11 protein-coding genes and 1 riboswitch are annotated in these 13,642 nt (G+C 69.2%); of the genes, 4 read left to right on the plus strand and 7 right to left on the minus strand.

What is annotated here, in order from left to right:
- The first annotated feature begins 25 nt into the window (after window positions 1–25).
- Together OG598_RS13940 and OG598_RS13945 are read left to right on the plus strand one after the other, a co-directional pair.
- Window positions 26–940, plus strand: a complete 915-nt coding sequence (locus OG598_RS13940; protein WP_328654829.1) for a MerR family transcriptional regulator — start codon at window positions 26–28, stop codon at window positions 938–940.
- Window positions 941–1,424: 484 nt separating this feature from the next.
- Window positions 1,425–1,652: a winged helix-turn-helix domain-containing protein gene (locus OG598_RS13945; protein ID WP_328654830.1), complete on the plus strand. Its 228-nt coding sequence runs from the start codon at window positions 1,425–1,427 to the stop codon at window positions 1,650–1,652.
- A gap of 304 nt (window positions 1,653–1,956) precedes the next feature.
- Here OG598_RS13945 and OG598_RS13950 read toward each other — a convergent pair whose 3' ends face one another.
- Both OG598_RS13950 and OG598_RS13955 read right to left on the minus strand, forming a co-directional pair.
- Window positions 1,957–2,952 carry a ribonucleotide-diphosphate reductase subunit beta gene (locus OG598_RS13950; RefSeq protein ID WP_328655330.1) on the minus strand — a complete coding sequence of 332 codons (996 nt, stop codon included), beginning with the start codon at window positions 2,950–2,952 and terminating at the stop codon, window positions 1,957–1,959.
- Window positions 2,953–3,008: 56 nt separating this feature from the next.
- The gene (locus OG598_RS13955; RefSeq protein WP_328655331.1) at window positions 3,009–5,345 is read right to left on the minus strand and encodes a ribonucleoside-diphosphate reductase subunit alpha; all 2,337 of its coding nucleotides are present in this window, start codon (window positions 5,343–5,345) and stop codon (window positions 3,009–3,011) included.
- A 192-nt stretch (window positions 5,346–5,537) separates the two neighbouring features.
- Window positions 5,538–5,754: riboswitch (cobalamin riboswitch) on the minus strand.
- 430 nt (window positions 5,755–6,184) lie between these two features.
- On the opposite strand from OG598_RS13955, the gene OG598_RS13960 reads away from it, so the two are divergent.
- The gene (locus OG598_RS13960; RefSeq protein ID WP_328654831.1) at window positions 6,185–7,582 is read left to right on the plus strand and encodes an enolase C-terminal domain-like protein; all 1,398 of its coding nucleotides are present in this window, start codon (window positions 6,185–6,187) and stop codon (window positions 7,580–7,582) included.
- A 7-nt stretch (window positions 7,583–7,589) separates the two neighbouring features.
- Window positions 7,590–8,312, plus strand: a complete 723-nt coding sequence (locus OG598_RS13965; RefSeq protein WP_328654832.1) for a FadR/GntR family transcriptional regulator — start codon at window positions 7,590–7,592, stop codon at window positions 8,310–8,312.
- A 10-nt stretch (window positions 8,313–8,322) separates the two neighbouring features.
- On the opposite strand, the gene OG598_RS13970 is transcribed toward OG598_RS13965, so the two are convergent.
- The 5 genes from OG598_RS13970 to OG598_RS13990 form a co-directional block, all read right to left on the minus strand.
- On the minus strand, window positions 8,323–9,342 hold the full coding sequence (locus tag OG598_RS13970) for an aldo/keto reductase (protein ID WP_328654833.1): 1,020 nt from the start codon (window positions 9,340–9,342) through the stop codon (window positions 8,323–8,325).
- Window positions 9,339–10,157, minus strand: coding sequence for an ATP-binding cassette domain-containing protein (locus tag OG598_RS13975; protein ID WP_328654834.1), 819 nt, complete (start codon window positions 10,155–10,157; stop codon window positions 9,339–9,341). The genes OG598_RS13970 and OG598_RS13975 overlap by 4 nt, the downstream gene beginning before the upstream one ends.
- On the minus strand, window positions 10,157–11,209 hold the full coding sequence (locus tag OG598_RS13980; RefSeq protein ID WP_328654835.1) for an ABC transporter substrate-binding protein: 1,053 nt from the start codon (window positions 11,207–11,209) through the stop codon (window positions 10,157–10,159). Before OG598_RS13980 ends, OG598_RS13975 begins: the two co-directional genes overlap by 1 nt.
- Window positions 11,210–11,249: 40 nt before the next feature.
- Complete coding sequence (locus tag OG598_RS13985) at window positions 11,250–12,257, minus strand: ABC transporter permease (RefSeq protein WP_091406814.1); 1,008 nt, start codon at window positions 12,255–12,257, stop codon at window positions 11,250–11,252.
- A gap of 321 nt (window positions 12,258–12,578) precedes the next feature.
- Window positions 12,579–13,454 (minus strand): amidohydrolase family protein, encoded by an 876-nt coding sequence (locus OG598_RS13990; protein ID WP_328654836.1) that lies wholly within the window; start codon window positions 13,452–13,454, stop codon window positions 12,579–12,581.
- Between the last annotated feature and the right edge of the window lie 188 nt (window positions 13,455–13,642).

Here is a 13,642-nt window from a genome sequence, read left to right on the forward strand (position 1 = left end):
CGGGGTGCGGGTTTAGGGTCGCGGGATGCGGGTGGGTGAGTTGGCACGGCGGACCGGAACCACGGTCCGGGCACTGCGGTACTACGAGTCGGCCGGGCTGGTCGTACCCCGGCGGCTGAGCAACGGCTACCGGGAGTACGAGCCGATCGCGGTGCGGCTGGTGGCGCAGATCCGCGAGCTGATGGCGCTCGGCCTCACCGTCGAGGAGACCCGCCCGTTCGTCGAGTCGATCGCCGATGGTTCCGACGACACCGACGTGTGCGCGGCGGCGGTGGCCACGTACCGCAGCACCATCACGAACCTCCAGGAACGGATCGGCAAGTTGACCGCCCAGCGCGACGCGCTGGACGCGCGCTTGGACGCCGCCGCGACCCAGGTCGTACCCGGCAGTCCTGCCGAAGGCGCCGATCCCGCCGCGCTGATCGGCGTCAGGTTGCCACCGCTGTCGTTCTACGGCACCGACGGCCGCCCGGTCGACCTCGGCGCGCTTGGTGCCGGGCGCAGCGTCATCTTCGTCTACCCGCTGACCGGTCGACCGGGCGTCGACCTGCCCAACGGGCTGCTGGAGATCCACGGTGCCCGTGGCAGCACCGAGCAGGCCGCCTGGTTCCGCGACCACCACGCGGAGATCCGCGCGGCCGGCGCCGCCCGGGTGTACGGCCTGTCCGCGCAGTCGACCGGGTACCAGCGTGAACTCGCTCATCGACTGCGGCTGCCCTACCCGCTGATTCCCGACCCGAGACTGACCCTGGCCGACGCGCTGCGGCTGCCGACCCGCACCGCTGGCGACATGACGCTCTACGAGCGGCTGACCCTGATCGTCGCCGACGGCGAGATCGAACACGTCTTCCACCCGATCCCGGACCCGGCGTCGCACCCCCTGCATGTGATGCGGTGGCTCACCAAGCGACGCCAGGCCCCCGGATCGGTCGCCGCCTAGAAGTCGTCGTCGAAGGCGCCGCACTGCTCACCGTCCATCGTCACTTCTGCAACATGATCGATGCGGCGTCCGCCACAACAGCCAACGACCAATCGAGCTGACGGCATTCGCTCTGACTCGTGCACTCGAGGCAGCCGCCCGAACGCCACGGCTGGTCAAGTGCCCGAGTCCAGTGAGCATCAAGCGTCCGCATCGCGGCGAACAGTTCGTCTGCCCGACTTACCGGTTCATCGATCGGCACGGCGGCGCCCTCCTGCGTTCACGACGTTGACCCCACCTGGGGGCCTCGACCATCTGCCGTGCTCCCCCAGGTGGGTGTGCGGCCGAGAACCCAGGAGTTTGCCGAAACCAGGGAACGCGACCTAGCTGCAACCTATTCCAACTTGTAGGAGCAGGTCAAGGTGCTTCGTGGAACTTGTTGGAACAGGTCTTCTCGTGATCAAATTGGGCTGCCGAAACCAGGGAACCCTACGGAGATCGACCCATGCCGACCGAGCGAGTGGACTACCGGCGGATCGCCAACGAGATCGCGGGAAAAATCAAGTCGGGTGAGCTTGCTCCGGGCGAGAAGCTGCCGTCCATCCGCGAGCTGGCCGAACAGTACGGCGTGCACATCTCCACAATCAACCGGGTCATGACGATCCTCAAAGACCGCGAGTTGGTCGAGGGCCAGCCGGGCAAAGGTGTCTACGTCGCGGAAGCCCAGAGCTGAGCGCGCCGCTTCCTTGATCAATTGGTGAAAAGCAGCTCAGCACCGTCGTTTAGACGGAGTGGCTGTTCGCCAACCCCGCACCGCCTCGTCGATCATGGAGTTGTGGTGGGTGACAAAGTGCCTGCGCAATACCAAATCAGGCACCACAACTCCATGATCGACGAGACTGGACCGCCCTCTTCTCCGCGATCTTGCACTTCCTGTCGCGACATAAATAGCATTGCGCATATATCGGCAACAGAAAGTGCAAGATCGGCGCGGACGGGGCGGTCCTCAGGGGCAACGCGTGGGCCGCGGCCGCCGCCTAGAAGTCGTCGTCGAAGGCGACGGTGCCGGTCACCCCGACCTGGTACGCCGACACCCGCCGCTCGAAGAAGTTGGACAACTCCTGCACGTCCTGCAACTCCATGAAGCCGAACGGGTTGCTCGACCCGTAGTGCGGCGCGATGCCGAGCTGGACGAGGCGGCGGTCGGCGACGTGCTGGAGGTACTCCCGCATGTCGGCCAACGTCAGACCGGGCACGCCGTGGCCCACCAGGTCCTCGGCGAACTGCACCTCACACTCGACCGCCTCGGCGAGCATCCGGCGAACCTGGTCGGCGAGATCGTCGTCGAACAGGTCCGGCTCCTCGGCGCGAACGGTGTCGACGACGTCGAACGCGAACGCCATGTGCATGGACTCGTCGCGGAACACCCAGTTGGTGCCCGAGGCGAGGCCGTGCAGGAGGCCGCGGGAGCGCAGAAAGTAGACGTACGCGAACGCGCCGTAGAAGAACAACCCCTCGATGCAGGCCGCGAAGCAGATCAGGTTGAGCAGGAACGTGCGCCGGTCCTCGCGGGACCGCAGCTCCCGCAGGTCGTTCAGAGAGTCGATCCACCGGAAGCAGAACTCGGCCTTGCGACGGATCGAGGGGATGTTCTCGATGGCCGCAAAGGCCTCGAAGCGCTCGGTCTCGTCGGGCACGTACGTGTCGAGCAGGTTGAGATAGAACTGGACGTGCACGGCCTCCTCGAACAGCTGGCGGGACAGGTAGAGGCGACCCTCCGGGCTGTTGACGTGCTGGTAGAGGTTGAGCACCAGGTTGTTGGCGACGATCGTGTCACCGGTGGCGAAGAAGGCCACCAGGCGGCTGACCAGGTGCCGTTCGGCCGGCGACAGCTTGTCCAGGTCGGCGAGGTCGGCGTGCAGGTCGACCTCCTCGACCGTCCAGGTGTTGCGGATCGCGTCGCGGAACCGGTCGAAGAAGTGCGGGTAGCGCATCGGGCGGAGAGTCAGGTCCATCCCGGGGTCGAGCAGCATGTGCGTGGTCCTCGTGTCGGTGGTGCTGGCGTCGGTGGTGGCGGCGTCGGCGGGGGTCACTGGCAGGCCTCGCACGACTCGGGGTTCTCCAGCGAGCAGGCCAGCGCCTCGGCGTCGACGACGACGGGTGCGACAGCGCTGACGGGTGCGACGGCGCTGACGGTGGCCTGCTGGATCCGCGTCGCGGGGCGCGAGCGCAGGTAGTAGGTGGTCTTCAGCCCGGCCTTCCAGGCGTACAGGTACATCGAGGAGAGCTTGCCGATGGTCGGCGCGGCCAGGAACAGGTTCAGCGACTGGGACTGGTCGATGAACGGGGCGCGGGCGGCGGCCAGGTCGATCAGCGTCCGCTGCGGCAGCTCCCACGCGGTGCGGAACAGCTCCCGTACGCCGGCCGGCAGCTCGGCGATGTCCTGCACCGACCCCTCCGCCCGCTTGATCGCCGAACGGATCCGCTCGGTCCACAGACCGCGGGCCTTCAGCTCGCGTACCAGAGCGGTGTTGACCTGGAGGAACTCCCCCGACAGGGTCTCGCGCTTGAACAGGTTGGACACCTGCGGCTCGATGCACTCGTAGCACCCGGCGATCGAGGCGATGGTCGCGGTCGGCGCCACCGCCACGAGCAGCGAGTTCCGCAGCCCGTACGCCTCGACCCGCTCGCGCAGCGCGTCCCACCGCGCGGTCTGCGTACCCTCGACACCCCACAGGTCGGGCTGGAGCTGGCCCCGCGCGGCCCGGGTCTGCGGGTACGCCGGGTGCGCGCCGAAGTCGCGCGCCAGGTCGACGGACGTCTCCAGTGCGGTCAGGTACAGCTCCTCGCTGATCCGGGTGGACAGCTCCCGGGCGGCCGGCGAGTCGAACGGCAGCCGCAGCGCGAAGAAGACGTCCTGTAGGCCCATCAGCCCGAGTCCGACCGGCCGCCAGCGGGGGTTGCTCGCCGCCGCCTGCGCGGTCGGGTAGTAGTTGATGTCGATGACCCGGTCGAGGAACGTCACAGCGGTCCGCACCGTGGCGCGCAGCCGCTCCCAGTCGATGCCGCCGTCGGCGAGGTGGGCGGCGAGGTTCACCGAGCCGAGGTTGCACACGGCGGTCTCGGTGTCGCTGGACACCTCGACGATCTCGGTGCAGAGGTTGGACAGGTGCACCACGTTGCCCGGCTCGGCGGTCTGGTTGCACAGTCGGTTGGCGGCGTCCTTGAAGGTCATCCAGCCGTTGCCGGTCTGGGCGAGGGTCCGCATCATCTTTGCGTACAGCTCCCGTGCCGGGACCTGCCGCACGTAGCGGCCCTGCGCCTCGGCCTCCCGGTACGCGGCGTCGAACCGCTCCCCCCACAGGTCGGGCAGCTCGGGCACCTCGTGCGGGTCGAACAGCGACCACAGCTCGTCGGCCTCGACCCGGCGCATGAACTCGTCCGGGATCCAGTTGGCCAGGTTGAGGTTGTGGGTGCGCCGGGCGTCCTCGCCGGTGTTGTCCCGCAGTTGCAGGAACTCCTCGATGTCCGGGTGCCACGGCTCCAGATAGACGCAGGCAGCGCCCTTGCGCCGGCCGCCCTGGTTTACCGCGGCGACGCTCGCGTCCAGCGTGCGCAGCCACGGCACGATCCCGTTGGACTGCCCGTTCGTGCCCCGGATCAGCGCTCCGCGGGAGCGGACCCGGGAGTACGCGATGCCGATGCCACCGGCGAACTTGGACAGGTTGGCGACCTGGGCGTACCGCTGGTAGATCGAGTCCAGCTCGTCGAGCGGGGAGTCGACCAGGTAGCAGGAGGACATCTGGGTGTGCCGGGTCCCGGAGTTGAACAAGGTCGGTGAGCTGGGCAGGTAGGCCAGGCTGGACATCAGCCGGTAGAAGTGGACCGCCTCGTCCGCGGTCCGGGACAGGCCGCAGGCCACCCGCAGCAACCAGTACTGCGGGGTCTCCAGCACCAGTCGGCTGGTGGGGTGGCGCAGCAGGTAGCGGTCGTACACGGTGCGCAGGCCGAAGTACTCGAAGCGGCGGTCGCCGTCCCTGTCGATGGCGTGGTCGAGCGTCGCGGCGTGTGCGGCGACGAACGCGGCGGTGTCGTCGCCGATCAGGCCCTCGGCGTGGCCGACCCGGATCGCCGCGCTGAACGAGGTGATGCCCTGTCGACGCACCTCCTTGTCGACGTAGCCGGCCAGCAGCCGCGCGGCGAGGCGCGAGTACTGCGGCTCCTCACCGATCATCTCGGCGGCGGTCTGGATGGACAGCCGGTCCAGTTCCGCAGTGGTCGCGCCGTCGTAGAGGCCGCTGATGGTGCGGGTGGCCACCCGCATCGGGTCGACGTCGGTCAGGTCGTCGGCCCACCGCTCGACGGCCCGGACGATCTTGTTCACGTCCACGGGTTCGGTGCCGCCGTCGCGCTTGCGGACCTGCATCGGCGTCCGTCGCGCTGTCGCGTCGCCGCTGGCCGGGACTACCTCGGTGACTGTCACCACTCGCTCCTCGGAGTTCGAGACCTGGTGGCCCGGACGCGAGGAGACAGACACCGACGGACGCCACGCCAGCCCGGCGTGGGTCAGGTGGCGTCAGCCGTCCCACGCGGCCTCGGACCGCCGCCCACCCGGGTGCGGGTACGCGGCGCGCTGGCAGGTCTTCGGACTCGCGGGCACGACCGGGCTCGCCGGTCTCCTACTGGCCGTCGCTTCCCAGGCCGATTGGTGGCCCAGTGCTGATGACGGCTGTCGTTCCCACTCACCGCTGCGGGACAGTCCCGGATTTCCACCGGGTTCCCTGTTGCCTCGACCACCCTGGATGAGCGGCCGAACCAGCTGCGTTCGACACCATATATAGGGACGCAGCCGTTGTCACACCCCACATGTCGGTCTCGGGCGTGTCGGCGGCGACTCGGTGACCACCGTCACCGCCCCGGCCGACCACGCCACGCCGACCGACGCCGGACACCGGAGACGGGCTCTCCGCGCGGGTGTCGACAGTCGACAAAGATTTGACGTATCGAGGCCACGGTGCCGCAAGCCACACCCATACGCGGCCGTCAATGCCTCAGGGCGGGGTGGAACATCCAATCTCCACGACCCGCCACAGCCGCCACCTCCGCCCGCCAACCGGCACGATGGGCGGCAAGGCGGATCGACCCGGTGAGCCAAACATCATATGTCTGTGGGCCTGCAGTGATCGACATCGTTGACGTGCTGGAGCGGCCCTCCGTATACTCCCAGTGATCATCTGATCTTTAGCCTAGCCGGGCGAGGAGCGCATGCCGCAGATCACTGCCGTCACCGTCGAAGACGTCCGCTTCCCCACCTCCCTGACCGCTGACGGCTCAGACGCCATGAACAAGGACGGCGACTACTCGGCGGCCTACGTCGTCCTGCACACCGACGGCGTCGACGGCGCGGGCGAGCCACTCGCGGGGCACGGCCTGACCTTCACGATCGGTCGAGGCAACGACATCGTCGCGGCGGCGGCAGTCCACCAGGCGCAGCTTCTCGTGGGCCTGGACGTGGCGACGATGGCAGCGGACATGGGCGCCGTCTACCGCCTCCTCACCTCCGACTCGCAACTGCGCTGGCTCGGTCCGGAGAAGGGCGTCGTCCACCTGTCCCTGGCCGCCGTGCTGAACGCGTCGTGGGACCTGGTCGCCCGGCTCGCCGACAAGCCGCTGTGGCGGCTGCTCGTCGACATGTCCCCCGAGCAACTCGTCGACATCGCGGACCTGCGCTACCTGTCCGACGCGCTGACCCGGGACGAGGCACTGGCCATCCTGCGGGGCAAGGAGGGCACGAAGGCCGCCCGCCTCGCCGAGCTCGACCGGACCGGCTACCCCGCCTACACCACCTCGGCGGGCTGGCTCGGCTACGGCGACGACAAGCTGCGCCGGCTGTGTCAGGAGGCGGTGGACACCGGCTACGGCTACGTCAAACTCAAGGTGGGCGCCAACCTCGACGACGACATCCGCCGATGCGCTATCGCGCGGGAAATCCTCGGGCCGGATCGCAACCTGATGATCGACGCCAACCAGGTGTGGGACGTCGGTCAGGCCATCGAATGGGTCACCGCCCTCGCCCAGTTCACACCACTGTGGATCGAGGAGCCGACCAGCCCCGACGACATCCTGGGCCACGCGGCCGTCCGCCGCGCCGTCGCTCCGATCGGCGTCGCCACCGGCGAACACTGCCACAACCGGGTGATGTTCAAGCAGCTGTTCCAGGCCGAGGCCATCGACTTCTGCCAACTGGACACCGGCCGGTTGGCCAGCATCAACGAGATCGTCGCCGTGCTGCTGCTCGCCGCGAAGTTCGACGTCCCGGTGTGCCCGCACGCCGGCGGTGTCGGGCTGTGCGAGATGGTCCAACACGTGTCGGTGCTCGACTACGTCGCGATCTCGGGGGACCTCACCAACCGGGTCACCGAGTTCGTCGACCACCTGCACGAGCACTTCACCGATCCCTGCATCATCCGGGACACCGGCTCCGGCAGCGGATACGTCCTGCCCAGCCAGCCCGGCTACTCCACCCGGATGCGTCAGGAGTCGGTGGCGCTCTACCGGTTTCCCGACGGCCACTACTGGGCGGCGACAGACCCGACTACCGTGTCATCTCCGGAGGCGGCGTACGTGATCGCGGGTGGGAAGGCCACCCCCGCCGGCCGTTAGGGGGATCATGTCTCGCACTGACGAAGTGGTCAACGGCATCAAGCGGATGATCCTCGAAGGGCAGTTCAGGCCCGGGGACCGGTTGCCCATCGAGAAGGACCTGGCCGAGCAGCTCGGTGTCTCGCGGGGGTCCCTGCGCGAGGGGATGTCGGCCCTGTCGATCCTGGGCATCGTCAACATCCGCCAGGGCGACGGCACCTACGTCACCAACCTCGACGCGCCACAACTGCTGGCCCCGATGGGTTTCGTGGTGGACTTCCAGGGCCAGGGCGACCCCCGGCACATCCACACCGTTCGCCGGCTGCTGGAGTGCGAGGCCGCCTGCCTGGCGGCGACCAGGATCACCGACGAGGCCCTGGCCCAGGCGGGTGACCTGCTCGACGAGGCGGCCCGGTTGATCGGCCAGTCACCGCCGGACCACGAGCGGATCATGGAGATCGACATCGCCTTTCACCGGATCATCGCGGTACACGCCGAGAATCCGGTGCTCGTCGGCCTGATCGAAGCCTTCGCCGGGCGCACCATCCGTGGCCGGCTCTGGCGGAGTCTGCACGAGGAGGGCGCGGACCTGCGCACCCATCACGAACACGTGGCGATCCTGAAGGCCCTCGTGGCGCGCGACCCGGAACGGGCGCGCACCCGGATGGCCAACCACCTGATCGGTGTGGAGGAGTCGTTGCAGGGGTTACCCGACGACGCTGACGCGAGCATCGTGACGGCCCGGTCGTGACCGCCGACCCTCACGGCTGCACGTCGAGCAGCCCCTCGTCGTACAACGCCGTCCAGAGCTGATCAGGGACGTCGACGGCAGATCGACCCAGCGTCTCGGTCACCTGGGCCTCGTCCCGCATGCCGACCACCGTCGAGACGACTGCCGGGTGACGACGGACGAACGCCAACGCCGCCTGGGGCAGCGTGACGCCGTACATCTGACAGACCCGCGCTATCCGGCGGGCCTGATCAATCACCTCTGCCGGCGCCTGCTGGTAGTCGTAGACGGCGTCGGGCGGCGGCATGTCCCGGGCCAGCAGCCCGGAGTTGTAGACACCGGCGACCACCACACCGACGTGGCGGGCCTGCGCGACGGGCAACAGGTCGGTCAGTGCGCCCTGCTCCAGCAGGGTGTAGCGGCCGGCGCACATCACCACGTCCACGTCGGTCTCCGCCACGAAGCGGGCCAGCATCGCGGACTGGTTCATCCCCGCCCCGACGGCACCGATCACGCCCTGCTCCCGCAGCTCCACCAACGCCGGGATCGCCTCGCGCGCGGCCTGCTCCCAATGCTCGTCCGGATCATGCAGATACACCACGTCGATCCGGTCCAGGCCGGTGCGCCGAAGGCTCGCCTCCAGCGAACGGCGTACGCCGTCGCGGCTGAAGTCCCAGACCCGGCGATGGTCGGCGGGAACGTCGAACCCCTCCGGATCCCGTCGGTGCGCCGTCTCCGGTGATGGTACGAGCAGCCGGCCGACCTTCGTCGACACCACGTACTCGCCGCGTGGGCGGGAGCGCAGGGCCGCGCCCAGGCGCCGTTCGGACAGGCCCAGCCCGTAGTGCGGTGCCGTGTCGAAGTATCGGATGCCGCCTGCCCACGCGGTGTCCACGGCGGCGGCGAACTGCTCGTCCGACGTCGCCCGGTAGAGATTGCCGCCCTGGGAGGCGCCGAAGCCCAGTGGGCTCAGCCGCAGCGGCGGCCCGACGCCGCTGCGGATCGCCGGACGGGCGGGTTCGTGCGCACCCCGCTGGACGGCAGCCGTCACCGCTCGTCCCGATCCACGTTGGTGCTGCCGGTCATCGCCGCGACCAGATCGTCGGTGGTGACCTCGTCGGCGCGGAGTTGGGCAGCGCGCCGACCGAGGCGCAGGACCTCGACCCGGTCGGCGATCTCGAGCACCTGCGGCATGTTGTGGCTCACCAGCACCACCGACATGCCGGCGTCACGGGCACGCCGAACGACGTCGAGCACCCGCCCGGTCTGGACCACACCCAGGGCCGCGGTGGGCTCGTCGAGGATGACCACGTTGGTCGCCCAGATGATGGCGCGGGCCACCGCCACGCACTGCCGCTGCCCACCGGAGAGCATCGCGATCGGTGTGGTGACCCGGGGGATCCGTACGCCGAGTTCGTCGAGGGCGGCGGCGGCGCCCTGGCGCATGGCGCGCTTGTCCAACAGCCCGAGCCGGCCGAGTGGCCCGGAGCGGAGGATCTCCCGGCCGAGATACAGGTTGGCGGCCACGCTGAGGTCGTCGGCGACGGCGAGGTCCTGGTAGACCGTCTCCACCCCCGCCCGTCGGGCATCGACCGGAGTGGAGAACTGGACCGGGCGGCCGCCGACCCGGATCTCGCCCTCGTCGGGCGGGTGGACACCGGACAGGGTCTTGATCAGGGTGCTCTTGCCGGCGCCGTTGTCACCGATCAGCGCGACGACCTCGCCTCGGCGGACCGTGAAGTCGGCGCCACGCAACGCCTCGACGTGCCCGAACCGCTTGACGATGCCGCGGGCTTCGAGGACCGGCGGTTCCGCGTCGGTGGGTTGCTGGTCGCTGTCCGCGGTGGCCGTGGGGGTCGCGGCCATCACTGCACCGGCGGGTTGGCGCAGCTGGGCTCGAGCACCGCCTTGATCTCCGCCGAGTCGATGTTCTCCTTGGTGACGAACGTGACGCCGGTGTCGGCCGATGCCAGCGGCGCCTTGTCCCGAAGGTGCTTGACCATCTTGTCGACGCCGAAGTAGCCCATCTTGAACGGGTTCTGCACGACCAGCGCCGAGATCTGGCCGTTGCGCACCCCGGCGATCTCGTCCGGAGCCGCGTCCCAGCCGATGATGACCACCTTGCCGGACTTGCCGGCCGCCTGGATGGCCTGCGCGGCACCGAGCACGCTCGGCTCGTTGGCCGCGAAGACGCCGGCGAGCTTGGGGTTGGCGGTGAGGATGTTCTCGGTGACCCGTCGGGCCTCGTTGACGTCACTGCGGCTGGGCTGCTGGCCGACCAGCTTCAGGTTGGGGTATTGAGCGAGGCCGGCCTTGAAACCGTCGACCCGCTCGGTGTTGGTCTGCGATCCGGGCTGGAACTCGACGAGCGCCACCTCGTGGTTGCCGGGGCCCAGTTCGGTGGCGAGCAGCTTCGCCGCCTCGGTCGCCGAGGCGCGGTTGTCGGTGGCGAAGAGGGGCACGTTCGACGGCTGCGGGCTGGTGCCAGAGTCGATCATGGCGACCGGGATGTTGGCGCTGAGCGCCTTGTCGGTCGCCGGTGCCAGCGCGCTGGAGTCGGTCGCCGCGTAGACGATGCCGTCGACCTTCTTGGTGACGAAGTTCTGGATCAGGTTGACCTGGCCCTCGACGTCGGTTTCGGCGGTCACCCCGTCCCACTGGACGGTGACGTCCCCCGCGCGCTGCGCGGCGCACTCGGCGCCGGCCTTGACCGTGTTCCAGTAGTCGGCCCCGACCGCCTTGGGTACGACGGCGAGCTTCAACGGGCCGCTCGCGTCCTTGGTCGCGCCGTCGCCGCCGTCCCGGACCTCGACCCCGCCGCAGGCGCTGAGCAGGGCGGTCGCCGCGGCCGCGGCCAGGATCGCCTGCGCGCGCAGGAGTCGTCCTCGCGTCCGCCGGCTGGTGGTGGTGTGTGCCATGGTGTGTGTCCTTCCTCGTTCGGACTCTCGGAATGGCATGTCAACCCCGTGATTCGAGCCGCCGGCGGCGGTACTGGTCGAAGTAGACGGCGGCCCAGATGATCACGCCGACGATCACCTGCTGGTAGTGGATGCTGATGTCGAGCAGGACGGCGCCGTTGCGGACCAGGGCGATGAGGAACGCGCCGATGATGGTCCCGACGATGCGGCCCTGCCCGCCGAACAGGCTGGCTCCGCCGATGACGGCGGCGGCGATGACGTCGAGTTCCAGCGAGATGCCGTAGTTGGGCTGGCCGGAGTTGACCCGGGACGCGGCGATCATGCCGCCGAGCCCGACCAGCACGCCGGCCAGCACGTACACGCCGGTCAGGTGCCGCCCGACCCGGATGCCGGAGCGGCGGGCCGCCTCCAGATTGGAGCCCATCGCGTAGGTGTACTGACCGAAGCGGGTCTGGGAGAGCAGGAAGGCGACCCCGACGGCGACCAGGACGGTGATCACGACGGCGAACGGGATGCCGAGGATCTGCCCGTTGCCGAGCAGTTGGAAGGACCGGGGCAGGCCGTAGACGCCGACGGCTCCGGTGATGATGAAGACGAGGCCGCGGCCCACTGACATCGTCCCCAGCGTCGCGATGAACGGCGGAATCCGGGCCACCGTCACCAGTAGCCCGTTCAGCAGCCCGGCCAGTGCGCCGACGCCGATCGCGACCGCCGTCGCCGCCCAGAGCGAGAAGCCGAGATCGCGCACGACCATCGCGCCCAACACGCCGGCGAGCGCGGCGACCGATCCCACGGACAGGTCGATGCCCTTCGTGATGATGACCATCGTCTGGGCCGTGGCGATGATGGCGATCACCGCCGTCTGGGCCCCGATGTTGAAGAGGTTGTCCGCTGTCAGGAAGTAGGGACTCGCGAAGGTCAAGGCGATGAACAGGACGACCAACGCGGTCGCGGCGGTGAACTCGGAGACGGCGTGGGAGATCCGCTCCCGGAACCAGTCGCTGAGTTCGCCGCGCTGCGTGCCGGCGGTTGCCTCGGCGCTACTCATCGTCGGACCTGACCTCCCCAAGCGCGGCGCCGGCGTCCGACGGGGACCCGCCGACGAGCCGAACGCCTGTGAGCGACCGACCCCGCTCGAACGGTGGTGCGGTCAGGTGCCCGCACAACCCCTGGAGATAGGTCGGATGTTTCCCACGATCAGGCGTTACCTTGCCACGCATTCACGTATGTTGCCAAGGTCTTGCCGGCATGTTTTGCCATCGTTACCTGCACCACCGAAGGCATACGTCTGACCACATCGACATCGACTGCCGCCGCTGGCATGTTATCGATAACATGCTATGCCCCCAGGCCGGAAGGCGCTGCCGTCTCAGAACGGGGCCAGCCGGTAGACCCGGCCGGCGGTCCGGCGCCAGATCGCGGCCCGCTCGTCGTCGGACAGCGGGTCCAGCAGGTCACCCAGGACGGTGACCCAGCGGGTGTACGAGGTGGCGAGCAGGCACACCGGCCAGTCCGAGCCGAACATCAGCCGATCCGGCCCGAACACGTCGAGTGCGTGGTCGACCGCGGGCCGCAGGTCGGCCGTCGTCCAGGACCCGCCGTCCACTTCGGTCACCAGGCCGGAGAGCTTCGCCGTCGTGTTGGGCTCGGCCGCGAGCGCCTTCAGGTCGCGCTGCCAGTCACCGAGATCGGTGCGCCCGAGCGGGGGCTTGCCGAGGTGGTCCAGGACGAACCGCACCTGGGGCAGGTCGCGGACGAGCCGGATGGCCGCCGGCAGCTGACGATGGCGTACCAGGAGGTCGAAGGCGAGGCCGGCGGCACCGACCGTGGCGATGCCGTGCCGCACGTCGGGGCGGTCGAGATAGGTCGGGTCGGGTTCGGACTGGACCAGGTGGCGGATCCCGACCAGCCGTTCGCCGCCCCGGGCCCTGCGCAGTCGGGCGAGGCGGCGGTCGACATCGGCGGCGGTGAGGTCGACCCAGCCGACGACCCCGGCGACGAGGGGGTCGTCGGCCGCGATGCCGAGCAGCTCGGGCGTCTCCGACCGAACGGCGACGGACTGGACGACAACGGTCTGGGTGACCCCGGCGGCCCGGGTCGCCGGGGCGAGCTCGAGCGGCGTGAAGTCGTGGTCGATCGCGGCCATGGTGTGCGGATCGATCCAGGGCTGTGGGTGCCGCGTCCGGACCCAGAGGTGATGATGCGCGTCGACGATGCCCGGTCGTCGCGCGACGTCGCCGCTCATCACCGGAACCGCCCTGGCGCGTTCTCGTCCACCGCACACCCCGCCCAGTCGCTGATCGAGCCCTCCGGGTCGACCCGGAGCCACAGAGCCGATCTGGCAGGTTGACCATGTTAGCGGTAACAGACTGTTGTTGAGTCCCGGAACGCGCGCCACGATCGGCTTCCGACACTGTCGCCTTTTGGTCTGAC

It is taken from the genome of Micromonospora sp. NBC_00330 (assembly GCF_036136635.1).
In the GTDB taxonomy this organism is placed as follows: Bacteria; Actinomycetota; Actinomycetes; order Mycobacteriales; family Micromonosporaceae; genus Micromonospora; species Micromonospora salmantinae.

Bases quoted from the DNA above. Each gene is read 5' to 3' on its own strand.
- OG598_RS13980 (WP_328654835.1), bottom strand. From the start codon at position 11,209: ATGGCACACACCACCACCAGCCGGCGGACGCGAGGACGACTCCTGCGC.
- OG598_RS13940 (WP_328654829.1), top strand. From the start codon at position 26: ATGCGGGTGGGTGAGTTGGCACGGCGGACCGGAACCACGGTCCGGGCA.
- OG598_RS13975 (WP_328654834.1), bottom strand. From the start codon at position 10,157: ATGGCCGCGACCCCCACGGCCACCGCGGACAGCGACCAGCAACCCACC.
- OG598_RS13945 (WP_328654830.1), top strand. From the start codon at position 1,425: ATGCCGACCGAGCGAGTGGACTACCGGCGGATCGCCAACGAGATCGCG.
- OG598_RS13960 (WP_328654831.1), top strand. From the start codon at position 6,185: ATGCCGCAGATCACTGCCGTCACCGTCGAAGACGTCCGCTTCCCCACC.
- OG598_RS13985 (WP_091406814.1), bottom strand. From the start codon at position 12,257: ATGAGTAGCGCCGAGGCAACCGCCGGCACGCAGCGCGGCGAACTCAGC.
- OG598_RS13955 (WP_328655331.1), bottom strand. From the start codon at position 5,345: ATGCAGGTCCGCAAGCGCGACGGCGGCACCGAACCCGTGGACGTGAAC.
- OG598_RS13950 (WP_328655330.1), bottom strand. From the start codon at position 2,952: ATGCTGCTCGACCCCGGGATGGACCTGACTCTCCGCCCGATGCGCTAC.
- OG598_RS13965 (WP_328654832.1), top strand. From the start codon at position 7,590: ATGTCTCGCACTGACGAAGTGGTCAACGGCATCAAGCGGATGATCCTC.
- OG598_RS13990 (WP_328654836.1), bottom strand. From the start codon at position 13,454: ATGAGCGGCGACGTCGCGCGACGACCGGGCATCGTCGACGCGCATCAT.